This window comes from Aestuariimicrobium sp. G57 (assembly GCF_050110855.1).
Taxonomy (GTDB): domain Bacteria; phylum Actinomycetota; class Actinomycetes; order Propionibacteriales; family Propionibacteriaceae; genus Aestuariimicrobium.
In genome coordinates, this window is record NZ_JBNINW010000002.1 from 551,209 (window position 1) to 568,884 (window position 17,676).

Genomic DNA, 17,676 nt, shown 5'->3' on the forward strand with positions numbered 1-17,676 from the left:
ATAAAGTGGTCTGGTGCAGCTCGGATTCTTCGGCCCCGTCGGAACCTTCACCCACCAGGCGCTCCTGACCCTCGGCGACCACGACCATGTGGCCTATGCCTCGGTCGTCGCCACGCTCAACGCGGTGCGCAGCGGCGAGGTCGAGGCTGCGCTGGTGCCCATCGAGAACTCCGTTGAGGGCGGTGTTTCGGCCACGCTCGACAACCTCGGTTCCGAGCCCGCGCTGCGCATCGTCCGTGAGGTGCTGCTGCCGGTGCAGTTCGGCCTCTATGCCAAGCACGGCACCCGCCTCGAAGATGTCAAGAAGGTGCTGACCCACCCCACCGCCGCCGCCCAGGTGCGCCACTGGCTGGCCGACCACCTTCCCGATGCCGTGATCACCGAGGGTGGTTCGACCGCGGGCGCCGCCGAACATGTCGCGGCACCCGACGCCACCCACGATGCCGCCGTCTGTGCCCGCATCGCCGGTGAGATGTATGGCCTCGAAGAGCTCGCCGGTGGCATCGCCGACAATGAATCCGCCGTCACCCGCTTCGTCCTCGTGGCCCGACCCGATGCCGCCCGCCCGACCCGCACCGGGGCCGACAAGACGACCATGGTGCTCTACCCCTACACCGATCGCCCCGGCGGCCTGCTCGACATCCTCGAGCAGTTCGCGGCCCGCGGCATCAACCTCACCCGACTCGAGTCGCGTCCCACCAAGACGACGCTGGGCCAGTACTGCTTCTCGATCGATGCCGAAGGCCACATCGAGGACGAGCGCATGGCCGAAACACTGCTCGGCCTGCACCGCACCTGCCGCGAGGTCGTCTTCCTGGGCTCCTACCCCCGGGCCGACGAGGTCGAGGCACACCTGCCGCGAGGGGCCAGCGACCATGACTACCGTCGCGCCCACGCGTGGCTGGCGGGCCTGCGGTGAGTGTGGACGAACCTGCCACCCCTGTCGTCACCCCCGCGGGGCCTGACGGCCTCACCCGCGCCGAGGTCGAGCAGCGCCACGCCGCCGGGCTGGTCAACACCCGCCCGCCGTCCTCGGGCCGCAGCGTCGCCCAGATCGTGCGCGCGAACCTGTTCACGCGCATCAATGCGATCCTGGCGGTGCTGTTCACGCTGGTGATCATCACCGGCTCCTGGACGAATGGCGCCTTTGGCCTGCTCATCGTCGTCAACTCCGGCATCGGCATCGTCCAGGAACTGCGCGCCCGTCGCACCCTCAACCGCCTCGCCGTGCTGGGGGAGTCCAAACCGCGCATCCGCCGCGCCGGTGAGCCGACGCGGGCCTACGACCCCGACGAAATCGTCGTCGACGACCTGGTCGAGGTGGGCCGCGGCGACCAGGTGCTCGTCGACGGCGAACTGGTCAGCGCGACCTCGCTCGAGGTGGACGAGTCGTTGCTGACGGGCGAGAACGAGCCGGTCGCCAAGGCCGTCGGTGACGAGGTGCTCTCGGGCAGCCACGTGGTCGCGGGGTCCGCGGTCTACCGGGCCACCCGCGTCGGGGCCCGGAGCCATGCCAACAAGCTCACGGCCGAGGCCAACAAGTTCTCCCTCACCGAGTCGGTGCTGATGCAGGGCATCAACAAGATCCTGCGCGTCATCACCTTCCTGCTGGTGCCCGTCGCCATCCTGAGCATCGTCGCCTCGCTGCAGCAGGCCGAACGCGACTGGCGCACCGCACTGCTCGGGCTCGCGGGCGCGCTGGTGCCGATGGTGCCCGAGGGCCTGGTGCTGATGACCTCGATGGCGTTCTTCGCGGGTGTGATCCGGCTGGGACGACGCCAATGCCTGGTGCAGGAGTTGCCCGCCATCGAGGGCCTGGCGCGCGTCGACGTCGTCTGCGCCGACAAGACCGGCACGCTCACCGAGAACGGTATGCGCGTCGCCGACGTCATCACACTGGACGACGCAGCCGCCGACCGGGCAGAGCTGCACAGGGCGCTCGCCGCCCTTGCGAGCGCCGACCCGTCCGAGAACGCGTCGATGGCCGCCATCACCGAATACCTGGGGCAGCGGCAGCCGGGCAATCCCACCGGGCTGGCCACCGACGACGTCTTCGCGTTCACCAGCGCCCGCAAGTTCTCGGGCATCCGGTCGGGCGAGACCTGGTGGCTCATCGGAGCCCCCGACGTGCTGGCTGCCCCCGGGTCGCCGGTCGCCACCAGGGCAGAGGCCATCGGGTCAGAGGGCCTGCGGGTGCTGCTCGTGGGCCGCGCCACCGAGGCGCCCACCAGCAACCACACGCCGCCGGTCGATGCTGTCGCGCTGGTCGTGCTCGAGCAACGCGTCCGTCCCGATGCCTCGCCCACCATCGACTACTTCGACCAGCAGGGCGTGCGGGTCAAGGTGATCTCTGGCGACAATGCCGTCTCGGTCGGCGCGGTCGCCCGGTCGGTGGGCATCGGCGCACACCAGCTCGGGGCCGGGCAGGCACCCCGCGACCCGGTCGACGCCCGCACCCTGCCTGAACCCGGCGACCAGTTCGACGCGGTGGTCAACGAGGCCGACGTGTTCGGGCGCGTCAGCCCCGAACAGAAGCGCCAGATGGTGCACGCCCTGCAGCACGAGGGCCACACCGTCGCCATGACCGGTGATGGCGTCAACGACGTGCTCGCCCTCAAGGATGCCCAGATCGGCGTCGCGATGGGTTCGGGCTCGGCCGCTGCCCGCGGTGTCGCCCAGATCGTGCTGCTCGACAACAAGTTCGCCACCCTGCCCCACGTGGTCGGTGAGGGACGCCGCGTGATCGGCAACATCGAGCGGGTCGCGAACCTCTTCCTGACCAAGACGGTCTATTCGGTGCTGCTCGCACTGTTGTCCGGCATCGCAGGGCTGATCGGCATCACCGACCGGTTCCCGTTCGTGCCGATCCACGTCACCATCACCGGCTGGTTCACCATCGGCATCCCCGCGTTCTTCCTGGCAATGGCCCCGAACAATGAGCGGGCCCGTCCCGGTTTCGTGACGCGGGTGATGCGGCTCGCCATCCCGGCGGGCATCATCGTCGGCCTGGCCACCTTCACCACCTGGCTGCTCGTGCAACCAGGCAACCCCGGCGCCGCGACCGACCAGGCGTGGGCGCAGGCCAGCACCGCGGCACTGGTCACCCAGCTGACGGCCGCCTCGTGGGTGCTTGCCGTCGTCGCAAGGCCTTTTGCCTGGTGGAAGGTGCTGCTGGTCGCCGGCTCGATGGGCTTCTACGTGCTGCTGTTCAACCTCACCTGGCTGCACCCCTTCATCCACATCGACACCGGCAACCCTGCCCAGCTGCTGCTCGGCGTGGTCGTGGGCCTGGTCGGGGCGGCACTGGTCGAGGTCGTCTGGTGGTGGCGACGGGCGGCCCAGCGTCGCGAGGACGAGGCACACGCGGCGGCCGGCGGTGCCTCGCACGCCCCGAACGCCCCGCACGCCCCCACGATCAGCGGTGCGGCAGCATCACGCTGATGGCCGCGGGCACCACCTCGGCCTCGAAGGTGCTGGCCCTGCCCAGGGTGTCGCCGTCGAACTGGTAGGGCATCGGCTCGGCCACCCGGATCTCGACGTGCTTGCCCTGCATCTCGGTGACCTGGTGTGAACTCTGCTTGCGCAGCAGCCGCAGCCCCCACTTCACCCACTGCCCGAGCCCGCTGGGGCCCGTGACGATCAGGTCGAGTTCACCGTCGTGGGCACTGCCGTGCGGGAACATCGCGAGCCCGGCCTGGATCTCTGCCACATTGCCCACCAGCATCAGCGTCGCAGGGTTGTCGTTGACGAGCTTGCCGTCGAGGGTCACGCTGGCCTGCACGGGGGCAGTGTTGAGGTTCTGGGCGACGGCCACGAAATAGGCGACCGACTTGACCGCCTTCTTCAGCTGCGCGTTGGTGTCAGCCATCACCTTGCCGTCGATGCCGAGGCCGCCCATGACCGCGAAATGCTCGGCATTGCGCCGGTCGCCGTCGATGGTGACCTTGACGAGGTCGGTCGGCGTGGGCTGCCCGTCAAAGGCCGCGGTGAGCGCTTCGACCTCGTCCAGCGGCACGCCCAGGTTGCGGGCCAGCAGGTTCGCCGTACCGGCCGGGACGATGCCGAGGTTGATGCCCGTGTGCGCCAGCTCGGAGCAGACGACCCGCACCGTGCCGTCACCCCCGGCCACCAGCACCAGGTCGGGATGGGCCGCGATGGCATCCCGGGTCATCGCATACCCGGGGTCGTCGGGGGTGGTCGTCAGGAACCTCGGTTCGGACCAGCCGCGCTCGGCGCATTCGTGCGCGATCCGCCGCCGGAACCCCTGTTCGTCGCCGACCTTGGCGGGGTTGTAGACCACGGCACAGACCCCGGTGGCCTCTTCGGCCGGACGAGCGCTGCCGCGGCTCAGGCTGAACCAGACGGGCTGGCGCACGACGCCCGAGACGGCGCCGGCCGCCGAGGACGCGGCCAACCCGACCAGCACGGCCCCGATGATGTCGCTCGCCCATACGGCACCGGCAAGCCAGCGCACCAGCGCCACGGCGACCACCGCCGTCACCGACCAGGCCCGACGTGCCCTGAGCACCCGCCACGGCGAGCGCACCACGGTGGCGCTGACGACCAGCATGGTGGCGAACGTCGTGGCCACGGCGACGTGCGAGTCGGGGTAGCTCAGCGGCAGTTCTGCGAAGGAATGCTCGTACCACTGCGGGGGCCGGTCCCGGCCCACGAGGCGCCGGATCGTGCCGCTCAGGGCCCACACCAGCGTGGGGGCGAGCGCCAGCGCGAACGCCAGGTTGCGCAGCCGTCGCTGCCAGGCCAGCGCCCCCAGCGCGAAGCTGGCGACGACGAGCACCTGGGGCATGGTGACCACCTGCAGGGCGCGGACGATCTCTTGGGCTGCCCCACCCAGACGGGGCGGTCTCATGGCGGTGTCGAAGTCGCGCAGGGTGGCGCTGTCCATGGCCAGCCAGGTCCACACGACGACGAGGGCGGTGGTCAGCGCGAGGCTGGTCAGCGCGAACTTCGACACGCGCATGGCGCCGTTCCTCCCGTCCGGGCCCGCACACATTGCGGTCACGTCGAAGCCTAGTAGCTCGATAGAGTGTCACCATGATCGATCCCGCCGTGCTCCGCCACGATCCCGACCGCGTCCGCCAGTCCCAGCAGCGACGCGGCGAATCGGTCGAACTCGTCGACCAGGTGCTGGTCGCCGACGAGGCACGCCGCGCAAGCATCAGCCGCTTCGAGACCCTGCGTGCCGAGCAGAAGAGCATTGGCAAGGACGTCGCGAAGGCGACCGGTGACGACAAGGCTGCCCTGTTGGCCCGCACCAAGAGCCTCGCCGCTGATGTGAAGCAGGCCCAGGCCGCCGTCGATGAGACCGAGGCTGTCTACACCGAACTGTTCAAGCAGCTCGGCAACCTGGTGATCGACGCGGTGCCCACGGGTGGCGAGGACGACGGTGTCGTGCTCGAGACCGTCGGCACCCCCCGCGACTTCGCCGCCGAAGGGTTCACCCCGCGTGACCACCTCGAACTGGGCGAGATGCTCGGGGCCATCGACATGGCGCGCGGCGCGAAGGTGTCGGGGTCGCGGTTCTATTACCTCACCGGCCAGGGTGCCTTGCTCGAATTCGCACTGAGCCAGTTCGCCCTGAGCAAGGCGCTCGAGTGGGGCTTCACGCCCATGATCCCGCCGTCGCTGGTGAAGCCGTCCGCGATGGAGGGCACAGGCTTCCTGGGGCAGGCTGCCCAGGACGTGTACCACCTGGCCGAGGACGACCTGTACCTGGTCGGCACCGCTGAGGTGCCGCTGGCCGCCTACCATTCCGACGAGATCCTCGCGGCGGGCTCGCTGCCGCTGCGCTATGCCGGGTTCTCGCCGGCGTTCCGGCGCGAGGCGGGCTCGTACGGCAAGGACACGCGCGGCATCTTCCGCGTGCACTGGTTCGACAAGTGGGAACTGTTCGTCTATTGCGACCCGGTTGACGCCGAGGCCGAGCACGCGAAACTGCTGGCCTGGGAAAAGGAGTTCATCACTGCGCTCGAGATCCCGTTCCAGGTGCTCGACGTGGCCTCGGGTGACCTGGGCCTGTCGGCCGCCCGCAAGTTCGACTGCTACGGCTGGCTGCCCACCCAGGACCGCTACCGCGAGATCACGTCGACCTCGAACTGCACCGATTTCCAGGCCCGCCGGCTGGGCATCCGCAGCCGGTTCGCCGACGGCACCCGCCAAGTGGCGACGCTCAACGGCACGCTGTGCGCGATGACCCGCATGATCATCATGCTGCTCGAGAACCACCAGCAGGCCGATGGGTCGGTGCGCATCCCGGCGGCCCTGCAGCCGTTCATCGGCGGTCGCCAGACCCTCGAGCCGATCGCCTGATCGGGCCCGGGGACCGCGACCGCCTCAGAACCAGCGCAGTCAGAACCAGCGCCGCAGTTCGGCGCTCATGCCGTCCTGGGTGAAGTGGTCGGTGACGGCATCGGCGTATGCCTTGACCCCGTCGGCCGCGTTGCCCATCGCGACCCCCCGGCCGGCCCATGCCAGCATCTCGACGTCGTTGAACCCGTCGCCGATCGCCAGCACATCGGCGCGGTCGATGCCCAGGTCGGCACAGATCACCTCGAGGCCACTGGCCTTGTTGACACCCTCGGGGGCGATGTCGAGCCAGTTCGACCAGCCCACGGCATAGCTGACGCCATGCATGCCCATCTCTTCGGCAAGGCCCAGAAATTCTTCCGAGGGCACGTCGGGGTCGCGGATGATGATGCGGTTTGCCGGCTCGGCGCACAGCTGCTCGATGCTCTCGATGGTCATCTCACCGTCGAGGTCACCGTCGGGGAACATCTTGTTGAGCCGGAACCCCTTGCCGATCACCTCGACCGCGATCCGGGCATTGGGGGCCCGGCTGACGACATGGCGAATGACCTTCTCGGGGTTGAAGGTCGCGACCCTGGTGATCTCGAAGGGCGGGTAGGTGCACAGCACTGCGCCGTTGGAACACACGGCAGGGCCGGGCGGCAGGCTGAGGGTGTCGAAGATCGGCTTGGTCGCGTACCAGCCGCGCCCGGTCGACAGCACCACCTTCGCGCCACCCTTGAGCGCACGCGCCACCGAATCCTTGACGTGTGAGGGCATGTAGCCCGTCTCGTCGACCAGCGTGCCGTCGATGTCAAGGGCCACCAGCTTCGGTCGCCAGTCAGAGAGAGTCATGCGCCCCAATATGCCAGTTGCGAGTTGAACGGGGGGTGTCGCGTGGGTGGCGATTCGGTGGCAGCACGCGTTGTGGGGTCGGTTCGTGGACGAGCATGCGCTCGTCCGGGGTGGAAACGCAGCACCGCCCGCCGGTGCATGACCGGGCGGGCGGTGAGAACCTTGGCGGGGAGGTTCAGGCGGCACGCTCCTCGGCAGCGGAGCGACGGCGGGTGACGACGGCGTAGGCGGTCATCACCTGTTCAGGGCTGGGGGGCACGACCGACGGAGCGGCCACGGCCTGCTCGCCGAGCGTGCGGGCCTTGCGCAGGTGGCGCTTGACGGTCGACAGCGAGCAACCCAGTCGCTGGGCGATCGACTCGAGCGAGTCGTAGGGGTTGGCATTGCGCAGGCGCAACACCTCGTTGTGGTCGACCTGGCGGTTCGGCGAGCTCACACCGGCAAGGGTGTCCAGGTCTTCGGGCTGGGGGCGCACTCCCAGCAGGTTGCGCATCTCGGCGCGCTGGCGAGCAGTGGTGCCGGCCACGTACCCGGCCACGTCGTGCTCGACGACGGCGGTGTAGAGGCACCTGGTCATCAGCGGGCAGTCAAGGCACAGGTTCTCGGCCTTGCGCACCAACATGGTGTGCTCGCGGCGCTCGCCCACGTTCTTGGGGGTCACCTGGTCCTCGAGCATCGGGTGCTGGAAGAGGTCGGCATATTCGACACACACGGGAATCGTCACAGTCTCATTCATGGTCTTGCTCATGGCGCGAATTTCCATCCTTCTCGAACTGCTGAGTTACGTGATCTGTGACGTCGTCAGGGTCGTTCCGGGTTCCCACTGAAATTGACCTGACCCTGCCCTCATCTAGGGTTCCAGCAGCTGACGCGGCGATGAAGTGCCTAGTGGCAGGCGTACTACTTGACTTTTCTGGGTGTTGGCACGCCGCGAAGTTGAGTAGGGGCGTGGGTGGTTCTGAGTAGAAGTACTCAGTCAGCACGCAGTTGATACAAACTTCAACTGAAAAGATCCCCAGAAGTGAACAGTGGGTGAACAATGTGCGCTGCGCGGCCCTCGATCCCCCGCCGAGCTCTTACTACGCGATGTAGCAGAATGGCCGGTGTGAGGCGTCTGCCCGGCTGCCCCGGCACGGCCAAAAGTCCGATGCGGCGGGCGCGTCCAGCCGCGTAGGCTGGCGGGTGCCATGCACACCTTCCCGCCCCGCGTCCATGCCTTCGGACTGCCCGCCACCGCAGAGGGCCCCCTGCCGGTGACGCTGTCGGCCAATCCCGAGAACCCCGACCTGCGCTCGCCCGCCCGGTTCATGTGGTGGTTGGTCTGGAAGGCCCGGGGTCTGTTCCTGGCCACCAACCTGCTGGCGATCTTCTGGTACGTGCCCAACGGCCTGACGCCGTGGTTCCTGGGGCGGACGATCGACGCCGGGGTGGCCTCGGGCAGTGTCGCGACCACCGCAGGGTGGGCGCTGCTGCTGGGCCTGAACATCGCCTTCGCCTCGATCTGCGGCACGCTGATGCATACCACGGTGGTGTCCCAGTGGTTGCAGGTGATGTTCCGCAGCACCCTGCTGGTCAACCGCAAGGGCCTCGAACTCGGCCACCACCTGCCCCGGCGCACCCCCACGGGAGAGGTGCTCTCGGTCGCCATGGGCGATTCCGACATCTTCGGCGCCGTCGGTGAAGTCATGACCCGCGTGCTGGCCGCGGTGCTCGCCATCGTGGTCGTCTCGATCGTGGTGCTGCAGGCCTCACCCCGGCTCGGCGTGGTTGTCCTGGTCGCCACGCCGCTGATGGTGATCGCGTCGTGGCCGCTGTTGGGCCCACTCGGGCGCATCCGCGTGCAGATGAGGTCGAGGTCGTCCGTGCTCACCGGCATGGCCACCGACATCGTCGCCGGCCTGCGCATCCTGCGTGGCATCGGCGGTGAGCGCACGTTCGGCGACAACTACGCCCGGCAGTCGCAGCTGGTGCGCCAGTCCGGCGACCGGGCCGCACCGTGGCAGGCCGGCGTCGATGCGTTGGCCGGGTTGATGAGCGGTGGCCTGATGGTCGCGATCACCTGGCTCGGCACCCGCGAGGTGCTGGCAGGGCAGCTGACGGCCGGTGAGCTGGTCTCGTTCTTCGGTTACGCCGTGTTCCTGGTGGGTCCCATCCAGACGCTGTTCGTCTTCATCAACCGTTGGAACCAGGGCCTCGTGTCGGCCGAGAAGGCGCTGCATGTGCTGCGTCAGGAGGTGCCCTGGACGCCCCCGACCCACCCGGTCGACCTGCCGCGCGATGCCGTCATCGCCGACGAGCGCAGCGGGTTCACCGCTCGTCCGGGTGAACTGACGGTCGTGGTGTCGTCGGTGCCCGACGACACGGCCGCGCTGGCCGACCGGCTGGGTCGCTACCTGTCCGACGAGGACGAGGTGCAGGTGGCCGCCGACACCGACCTGGCGCGCAAGGCCGCCGGGGTCGAACGCCGCCGGCTGCGCGCCGAGCGCGCCGCGCAGGCCGCACGCGACCGGGAACGGGCCGGCGGGCGCTGGGGCGTCACGGTGGGCGGGGTCGACCTGTCCGAGGTGCCGATGGTCCAGGTGCGTGAACGGATCGTCGTGAGCGATGCACAGGCGTCGGTCTTTGCCGGCACGCTGCAGCAACTGGTCGATCCCCACGCGCTCGCCACCCGCACCCAGGCCGAGGCCGCGCTGGTGGTCGCCAACGCAGAAGACGTCTATGACGCGGTGCCCGGCGGCTGGTCGGGACGCATCGACGAGCGTGGCCGCGGGTTGTCGGGTGGCCAGCGCCAACGGCTGGTGCTGGCGCGGTCATTGCTGCTCGATCCTGAGGTGCTGGTGCTGGTCGAGCCGACGTCCGCCGTCGACGCGCACACCGAGGCGCGCATCGCCGAACGGCTGCCCGCCCACCGGCGCGGCCGCACCACCGTGATCACCACCGCCTCACCGCTGTGGCTGCACCAGGCCGACCGGGTCGTGCTGATGGTCGACGGCCGCTGCGTGGCCGAGGGCCGCCACGACGACCTGCTGCGCCACCCCGACTACCGCGGCATCGTGGCCCGCGGGTTCGACGACGACGCCGAAGAGGTGCTGGTGTGACAACGACACCGACCCCTGAACGGGTCTTCGCCGGCTCGGAGGCGGCGTGGAGCAACGACCCGCTGCGCCGCACCGACCTGCCCGACGAGCTGTTCCCGACCCACGAGGGCGGGCCGCTGCGGCGACTGCGCGACCTCGCGGCCCGCTACCGGCTGCGCCAGCGCCGTGCGACTGAGTTCTTCCGTACCTCGAGGACGCCCGAGCGCGGGCTGCCCGTGGCCTCGAACAGCGAGGTCGGCACGTTCATGCGCCAGCTGATCGGACGGCGCCCGGGCATGCTGGGGGCGCTGCTGGGCACCAATGCGGGGGCGGCGGTGTTCGGCGTGCTGCTGCCGGCGCTGCTGGGCTGGATCATCGACCGGGCCCAGTCGGGTGACCCCGAGCTGGGGCGTGACCTTGGCCTGCTGGTGTTGCTGGGCGTGGGCATTGTGCTCGTCCAGACCCTGCTGGCATTTCTCGCGCGCACCGTGACCACCCTGTTCGGCAACGACCTGTTGGCGCGGGCCCGCGAGCAGGTGGTGCGTTCGGTGCTGCGCCTGCCCTTGTCGCGGGTGGAATCAGCCAGCACCGGCGACCTGGTCACTCGTGTGACCCGCGACGTGTCGGTGATGGCCGAGTCGGCGCAGTGGGCGCTGCCGCAGTTCTTGATCAGCAGCTCGACGGTCGTGATCACGTTGGGGGCCCTGCTGGTGGCCTCACCCTTGCTGGCCCTGCCGAACCTGGTGGCGTTGATCCTGTTCTTCGCGGTGGCGCGATGGTACCTGCGGCGGGCACTGCCGGGCTACATCACCGAGGGCGGTTCGTACTCGGCGCTGAACACGCCGCTGACCGAGACCGTCGAGGCAGCGCGCACCGTGGAATCGCTCAACCTGCAGCGCCGCCGCGCCCGCATCACCGACGGCGACACCGAAGTGTCATCGCAGGCCGAGCGTTACACCATGAGCCTGCGCAACATCTTGTTCACCGGCACCGACATCGCGCTGAAGCTGCCACTGGTGGTGCTGGTGGTGCTCGGTGCGGTGGGGTATTCGCGCGGCTGGGTGAGCCTGGGGCAGGTGGCGACGGCGGCACTGTACTGCCAGCAGCTGATCGGCCCCATGGACGTGCTGCTGCAGAGCGTCGACCGGCTGCAGTCGGGTGTGGCGTCGACGGCGAGGCTGCTCGGCATCAACTCGGTCGAACCCGACCGGGCGGCGCTGCCGGCCCGCCCGGCCAGCACGAAGATGGTCGGCACCGACCTGCGGTTCGCCTATCGCGAGGGGCACGATGTGCTGCACGGGGTCGAACTCGACCTGGTGGTGGGCGAACGGCTGGCGATCGTCGGACCCTCCGGCTCGGGCAAGTCGACGCTGGGCCGCCTGCTGGCCGGCATCAACGGTCCCCGGACGGGCGAGGTCACCATCGGTGAGGTCAATGTCATGGGCCTGCCGGTCGACGAACTGCGCACGCAGGTGGCGCTGGTCACCCAGGAACACCACGTGTTCGTGGGGTCGGTGCGCGACAACATCATCCTGGCCCGTGAGGACACCGCGACCAACGACGAAGTGTGGCAGGCCCTCGAGGCCGTTGACGCCGCGAACTGGGTGCGTCGGCTGCCGATGGGGCTCGACACGCTGGTGGGCTCGGGCAACCAGAAGCTCACGCCGGCGCAGGCCCAGCAGGTGGCGCTGGCCAGGCTCGTGATCGCCGACCCGCACACGCTCGTCCTCGACGAGGCGACCAGCCTGATCGACCCGCGCACGGCCCGGCACCTCGAGGGCTCGATGTCATCGCTGCTCACCGGACGCACGGTGGTGGCGATCGCGCACCGGTTGCACACGGCCCACGACGCCGACCGGATCGCGGTGGTCATCGACGGGCGGATCGCCGAACTGGGCAGCCATGACGAGTTGATGACCCGCGACGGGGAGTATGCGGCGCTGTGGCGGGCCTGGACCAGCTGACCCACCAGCGAGCTGAGCCACCCCACAAGTGCCCCCGAACGCAGCATTTGCCCTTGCTTCGAAGCAAGGGCAAATGCTGCGTTCAGGGGCAGACAGTGCGCGGCCGGGTGCGGGCAGGCATCACTCCGCGGCGATCGCCTCGAGCACATTGGTGCGGGCTGCCCGCTGCGCCGGCCAGGCGGCGGCCAGCACGCCCACCAGCCCGGCTGCCACCACGAAGGCCGCCAGTTGCAGATAGGGCACCTCGAGCACGGTGATGCCCTGATCAGCCGGCATCACCTTCTGCAACACCACGCCGAACACCCAGCCCAGGCCGACACCGACCACGGCGCCCAGCAGTGAGATCACCACCGACTCCAGGGTGATCATGCGCCGCACCTGCGTGCGGGTCAGGGCGATGGCCCGCAGCAGGCCGAGCTCCCGGGTGCGTTCGACGATGCTCAGGCCGAGGGTGTTCACGATGCCGAGCACGGCGATGACGATGCTCATGGCCAGCAGGGCATACAGCAGCGTGGTCACCTGCTCGACATTGCCGATCAGCAGGTCGCTGTACTCGTTGACGTCCATGGCCGAGACCAGTGGCATGTCGGCCAGGGCGGCATCGATCGCGGTCCTCGTCGCGGCCGCATCGGCGCCGGGTGTCAGGTAGATGGCCAGGAAGGTGTCCTGCTTGGCCAGGCCCAGGTCGGTCAGCGTCTGCGTCGAGACCCATCGGTCGAAGATGGCCTGGCCGTCGCCGCGGGTGTAGATGCCGACGACCGTCACCTCGACGATGCGCTGGGCCTCGGGCGAGAAATAGCGCTCGGTGGAACCGACTCCCAGCCCCTTCTTTTCGGCGGTCTCCTTCTCGACGATCATCTCGCGGGGCCCGGCGAACATGCGGCCCTGGGTGATCGACTGCGGCAGGATCTTGTCGAGGCTGTCGGCCTGCATGGCACCCAGGCCGACCATGTACTGGCCGGTGACATCGTTGAGCTGCTGCTCGGTGGGCTTGTCCTGGCCCGGCTCGAGCGCCAGGAACATGCCCGACCTCATGCGGTACACCTTGTCGACGCCGTCGACCTTCTCGATCTTGTCGCCCGCATCCGCGGGGAACTCCAGGAACCCGCGCTGCCCCACGACATAGTCGCCGCGCAGCGTGTCGGTCACCTGGCTGCGCACCGACGCCGCCGCCGACGCACTGAAGATCGACACCGTGGTGACGAGCGTCAGCCCGATCATGAGCGCGGACGCCGTCGCGGCCGTCCGGCGCGGCTGGCGCATCGAGTTCAGCGTGGCGAGCCGTCCGACCTCGCCGAAGAGGGCCCGGTAGGCGCGTCCAACGACCCAGACCACAGGTCGTCCCAGCAGCGGCGAGGCGATCGCCACACCGATGAGTGCCAGCGCCATGCCGATGCCGGCCACGGCGAGTTCCTGGCCGAGGTCCATGGTGAGGGCGGCCACGATCGCGGCTGCACCGACCGCGGCCAGCACGGTGCCGATGACCGCGCGGGCACCGAGGCCCTTTTCCTGCTCGGTCTTGGCGGCGGTCATTGCCTCGACCGGGGCGATGCGGGTGGCGCGCCGGGCTGGGCCGAGGCTCGCCAGCACGGTGACGCCGACGCCGGTGATGAGCGCGGCCGCCACACCGATCGGGTCGAGACCGACGGGCACAGGGCCGAGGTCCCAGCCACCGAGCGCCATGGCCGCCTTGATGGCGAACGCCAGGCCGATGCCTGCGGGCACGCCGATGACGGCACCGACCAGGCCCAGCACGGAGGCCTCGCCGAGCACGGTGCCGAGCACCTGGCCGCGGCTGGCGCCCATCGCCCGGAACAGTGCGAGCTCCTTCGAGCGCTGGGCGACCAGCATGGTGAAGGTGTTCATGATCAAGAAGCTGGCGACCAGCAGCGCGATGCCGGCAAAGACCAGCAGGAAGGTGTTCACGAAGCCGAGTGCCTGGCCAATGCTGTCGTCCAGCTCTTTGGCGAGCACCTCACCATCGCGTGCAAGGTAGCCGTCGGGAATGATGGCCTGGATGTCCTTGGCAACCTGGGCGCGGTCGGCATCCGGGCTGGTGACGACCCAGATTCCCATGAAGGTGGCCTTGCTGCCCATCGCCAGCTGCTGCATGCGCTCGGTGGTCATCAGGGCATAGGTGGCACCCGCGGTGCCGCCCGAGCCATAGGTGGCGGTGCCGACAACGGTCATCGAGATGGCGCCCTGTTCGGGGGTGAGCACCTTGATCGTGTCGCCGATCTGGTAGCCCGACTTGCGCAGCGTGTCGGGATCGATCGCGATCTCGTTGGTGGTCTGCGGGGCGCGACCCGTGACCACATGCAGGCCCTGGCCGCCGTCGAAGGCAGGCAGGTCGATGTAGTTCATGCCGAGCTGGGGCGGGCCGAAACTCGTGATGGCCTTACCGTTGCTGGCGATGACGGTGACGCCCTGCACGCTGATGTAGCCGGCGGCGTTCGTGACCCCGGGCACCTGCTTGACCTTGTCAACCAGGGCCTGGTCGATCTTGCTGGTGCCGGCGGTGCCGTCGGTGGTGGTGGCCGCGGGGTCCTTGGCGACGTCCACATCAGAGATGGTCGAGCGGGTGATCGACGTGAACGCCCCCGACATCATGTCGCCGAAGACGAACGAGCCGGACACGAAGGCGACGCCGAGCACGATGGCAACCAGCGACATGATGAGCCGCAGCTTGCGGCTCCACAGCGAGGTGAGGTTGGCGCGGAACATGGTTCAGGCACCGACCTTTTCGCCTGCGAGGTCGTCGGTGCTGAGGTCGCCCGAGGTGTCGACGGTTGACGGGGTGGCAGGGCTGGTGCGCAGCGCACGCACGCCGGTGCGGCTGCGGCGGGGGTCGAGGCGACCCATGGTCTCGAGGACGTGCGCATGGGTGGGGTTGTCGAGGTCGTCGACGATGCGCCCGTCGGCGAGGAAGAGGGCGCGGTCGGCGTACGAGGCGGAGTAGGGGTCGTGGGTGACCATGACCACGGTGCGGCCGAGCTCATCGACGCTGCGGCGCAGGAAGTCGAGCACCTCGGCGGCGCTGGTGGAATCGAGGTTGCCGGTGGGTTCGTCGGCGAAGATCACCTCGGGGGCGCCGATCAGGGCGCGGGCGCAGGCGACGCGCTGCTGCTGGCCACCTGAGAGCTCGGAGGGCTTGTGGTCGAGGCGGTCGGCCAGGTTCACCGCGGCGATGACCTCGTCGTACCAGGTCGGGTCGGGCTTGCGGCCGGCGATGTTGAGCGGCAGCAGGATGTTCTCCCTGGCGGTGAGGGTGGCGACCAGGTTGAACTGCTGGAAGATGAAGCCGATGCGGTCGCGGCGCAGCCTGGTCAGGTCGCGGTCGCGCATCGAGCCGATGTCGGTCTGGCCGACGAGCGCGCGGCCCGAGGTGGGGCGGTCGAGGCCGGCCATGCAGTGCATGAGGGTCGACTTGCCCGAGCCCGAGGGGCCCATGACGGCGGTGAGCTGACCGGGGGCGATCGTCACCGAGACGTTGTCGAGGGCAGTGACCTTGGCAGAGCCGGAGCCATAGGTCTTGATCAGGTTCTCTGCGGTGACGGCGGGGGTGGGGGACATGGTGGGGGATCCTTCGAGCGGCGTGGGGATGTTCACGTCTTGATCCTTGTCGCCGGGGCGGGGTCATGTCTGTGGGGCTCGACCCCCACGAACCCCCGGATGATGCTGGCGTCAACCCTGAGAACCCCTGAGTGATGGTCAGGCCGGGGTGTGACGTGGGTCACGGCACGCATCGGTCGGGCGACGCGGTTGACCGGTGACCAGGATCCGGCAGGCCCGGTCGGGAAGGCGCGATGGTGGTGCTGGTGTGGCCGGGACTGCCGGGTTCTGGACAACGCAGGAAAAAGCGCCGCGCCCCCAGAGGGACGCGGCGCTGGTGATGACCGGGCCGTGCAGGCCGGGCCCGACCTCAGTCGGTGCCGTATTCGAAGGCGGCGCGGTCCAGCGGCTCGTCGGCCTCGTCGGGGCCCATGCCGATGCTCGGGATGGCGCCGGCCCGACCCTGGTCGAGCTCGCCGACAAGGTGCGCATGCGCACCCCCGAGCTGACCCTGTTCGGCATAGATCTCGAGCTTCTCGCGGGTGTCGGCGATGTCGAGGTTGCGCATGGTCAGCTGGCCGATGCGGTCGGTGGGGCCGAAGGCGGCATCCTCGACACGCTCCATTGAGAGGCGGTCCGGGTGGTAGCTGAGGTTCGGGCCCTCGGTGTTGATGATGCTGTAGTCCTCGCCGCGGCGCAGGCGCAGGGTCACCGTGCCGGTGACGGCGCTGGCCACCCACCGGGTGATCGACTCGCGCAGCATCAGCGACTGCGGGTCGAGCCAGCGGCCCTCGTACAGCAGCCGACCCAGGCGCAGCCCCTGGGAGTGGTAGTTCGACAGGGTGTCCTCGTTGTGCACCGCGTTGAGCAGCCGCTCGTAGGCGATGAACAGCAGCGCCATACCGGGTGCCTCGTAGATGCCGCGGCTCTTCGCCTCGATGATGCGGTTCTCGATCTGGTCGCTCATGCCCAGGCCGTGGCGTCCACCGATGGCGTTGGCCTCGAGCACCAGGTCGACGGACGACGCGAACGTCTTGCCGTTCAGGGCAACGGGGCGTCCCTGGGTGAAGGTGACCGTGACCTCTTCGGTGTCGATGCGCACGTTCGGGTCCCAGAACTTGACGCCCATGATTGGCTCGACGTCTTCGAGGGACGCGTCGAGGTGCTCCAGCGTCTTGGCCTCGTGCGTGGCACCCCAGATGTTGGCGTCGGTCGAATAGGCCTTCTCTTGCGAGTCGCGGTAGGGCAGGTTGCGCTCGGTGAGCCAGGCGCTCATCTCGTGGCGCCCGCCGAGTTCGGTCACGAAGGCCTCGTCGAGCCAGGGCTTGTAGATGCGCAGGCTGGGGTTTGCCAGCAGCCCGTAGCGGTAGAACCGCTCGATGTCGTTGCCCTTGTAGGTCGAGCCGTCGCCCCAGACGTTGACGTCGTCCTCGGCCATGGCCCGGACGAGCATGGTGCCGGTCACAGCACGACCCAGCGGCGTGGTGTTGAAGTAGGCACGGCCACCCGAACGGATGTGGAACGCGCCGCAGGCCAGGGCCGAGAAGCCCTCTTCGACCAGCGCCTCGCGGCAGTCGACCAGGCGTGAGATCTCGGCGCCATAGGCCATGGCGCGGCCGGGCACTGAGTCGATGTCGGGCTCGTCGTACTGGCCGAGCTGGCCGGTGTAGGTGCACGGGATCGCGCCGTGTTCACGCATCCAGGCGACCGCCACCGAGGTGTCGAGGCCGCCGGAGAAGGCGATGCCGACGCGTTCGCCGGCGGGGATGGAGGTCAGGACTTTGGACACAGCCAGAGCCTAGCGCAACCACCCCGTGAAGGCATAACTATTCCTGGGGGCGAATAACTATTCCGCGCGAGGGGGTGGCCGCAGCACAGCAGGCACCGCGGGGGCGCGCGGCGCAGGATTTCCCAGAACGTGT

Annotated in this window: 11 protein-coding genes; 5 read left to right on the forward strand and 6 right to left on the reverse strand. The window is 69.0% G+C overall.

Annotated elements, in window-relative coordinates:
* The first annotated feature begins 13 nt into the window (after positions 1-13).
* Together pheA and ACQCX5_RS06510 are read left to right on the forward strand one after the other, a co-directional pair.
* Positions 14-919, forward strand: a complete 906-nt coding sequence (gene pheA / locus ACQCX5_RS06505; RefSeq protein ID WP_434541200.1) for a prephenate dehydratase — start codon at positions 14-16, stop codon at positions 917-919.
* The gene (locus tag ACQCX5_RS06510; RefSeq protein WP_434541201.1) at positions 916-3,441 is read left to right on the forward strand and encodes an HAD-IC family P-type ATPase; all 2,526 of its coding nucleotides are present in this window, start codon (positions 916-918) and stop codon (positions 3,439-3,441) included. The genes pheA and ACQCX5_RS06510 overlap by 4 nt, the downstream gene beginning before the upstream one ends.
* Here ACQCX5_RS06510 and ACQCX5_RS06515 read toward each other — a convergent pair.
* Positions 3,416-4,981: a diacylglycerol kinase family protein gene (locus tag ACQCX5_RS06515; RefSeq protein ID WP_434541202.1), complete on the reverse strand. Its 1,566-nt coding sequence runs from the start codon at positions 4,979-4,981 to the stop codon at positions 3,416-3,418. The genes ACQCX5_RS06510 and ACQCX5_RS06515 overlap by 26 nt on opposite strands.
* Before the next feature lie 74 nt (positions 4,982-5,055).
* Here ACQCX5_RS06515 and serS point away from each other — a divergent pair, with 74 nt between their 5' ends.
* A complete protein-coding gene (serS, locus tag ACQCX5_RS06520; RefSeq protein WP_434541203.1) occupies positions 5,056-6,330 on the forward strand; it encodes a serine--tRNA ligase in 1,275 nt (424 codons plus the stop codon).
* Between the two features lie 39 nt (positions 6,331-6,369).
* Here the strand turns inward: serS and ACQCX5_RS06525 are convergent, their stop codons facing one another.
* Positions 6,370-7,134 carry an HAD family hydrolase gene (locus ACQCX5_RS06525; protein WP_434541304.1) on the reverse strand — a complete coding sequence of 255 codons (765 nt, stop codon included), beginning with the start codon at positions 7,132-7,134 and terminating at the stop codon, positions 6,370-6,372.
* A 202-nt stretch (positions 7,135-7,336) separates the two neighbouring features.
* Positions 7,337-7,909: a WhiB family transcriptional regulator gene (locus ACQCX5_RS06530; protein ID WP_434541204.1), complete on the reverse strand. Its 573-nt coding sequence runs from the start codon at positions 7,907-7,909 to the stop codon at positions 7,337-7,339.
* A 439-nt stretch (positions 7,910-8,348) separates the two neighbouring features.
* On the opposite strand from ACQCX5_RS06530, the gene ACQCX5_RS06535 reads away from it, so the two are divergent.
* The gene (locus tag ACQCX5_RS06535) at positions 8,349-10,259 is read left to right on the forward strand and encodes an ABC transporter ATP-binding protein (RefSeq protein ID WP_434541205.1); all 1,911 of its coding nucleotides are present in this window, start codon (positions 8,349-8,351) and stop codon (positions 10,257-10,259) included.
* Positions 10,256-12,202 (forward strand): ABC transporter ATP-binding protein, encoded by a 1,947-nt coding sequence (locus ACQCX5_RS06540; RefSeq protein ID WP_434541206.1) that lies wholly within the window; start codon positions 10,256-10,258, stop codon positions 12,200-12,202. Before ACQCX5_RS06535 ends, ACQCX5_RS06540 begins: the two co-directional genes overlap by 4 nt.
* Positions 12,203-12,322: 120 nt before the next feature.
* Here ACQCX5_RS06540 and ACQCX5_RS06545 read toward each other — a convergent pair whose 3' ends face one another.
* From ACQCX5_RS06545 to argG, 3 genes are all read right to left on the reverse strand, one after another.
* Positions 12,323-14,926 (reverse strand): ABC transporter permease, encoded by a 2,604-nt coding sequence (locus tag ACQCX5_RS06545; protein ID WP_434541207.1) that lies wholly within the window; start codon positions 14,924-14,926, stop codon positions 12,323-12,325.
* Between the two features lie 3 nt (positions 14,927-14,929).
* Positions 14,930-15,775, reverse strand: a complete 846-nt coding sequence (locus tag ACQCX5_RS06550) for an ABC transporter ATP-binding protein (protein ID WP_434541208.1) — start codon at positions 15,773-15,775, stop codon at positions 14,930-14,932.
* 349 nt (positions 15,776-16,124) lie between these two features.
* The gene (gene argG / locus ACQCX5_RS06555) at positions 16,125-17,543 is read right to left on the reverse strand and encodes an argininosuccinate synthase (protein WP_434541209.1); all 1,419 of its coding nucleotides are present in this window, start codon (positions 17,541-17,543) and stop codon (positions 16,125-16,127) included.
* Positions 17,544-17,676 lie beyond the last annotated feature (133 nt).

Bases quoted from the DNA above. Each gene is read 5' to 3' on its own strand.
- ACQCX5_RS06515 (WP_434541202.1), bottom strand. From the start codon at position 4,981: ATGCGCGTGTCGAAGTTCGCGCTGACCAGCCTCGCGCTGACCACCGCC.
- serS (WP_434541203.1), top strand. From the start codon at position 5,056: ATGATCGATCCCGCCGTGCTCCGCCACGATCCCGACCGCGTCCGCCAG.
- ACQCX5_RS06530 (WP_434541204.1), bottom strand. From the start codon at position 7,909: ATGAGCAAGACCATGAATGAGACTGTGACGATTCCCGTGTGTGTCGAA.
- ACQCX5_RS06535 (WP_434541205.1), top strand. From the start codon at position 8,349: ATGCACACCTTCCCGCCCCGCGTCCATGCCTTCGGACTGCCCGCCACC.
- ACQCX5_RS06545 (WP_434541207.1), bottom strand. From the start codon at position 14,926: ATGTTCCGCGCCAACCTCACCTCGCTGTGGAGCCGCAAGCTGCGGCTC.
- ACQCX5_RS06550 (WP_434541208.1), bottom strand. From the start codon at position 15,775: ATGTCCCCCACCCCCGCCGTCACCGCAGAGAACCTGATCAAGACCTAT.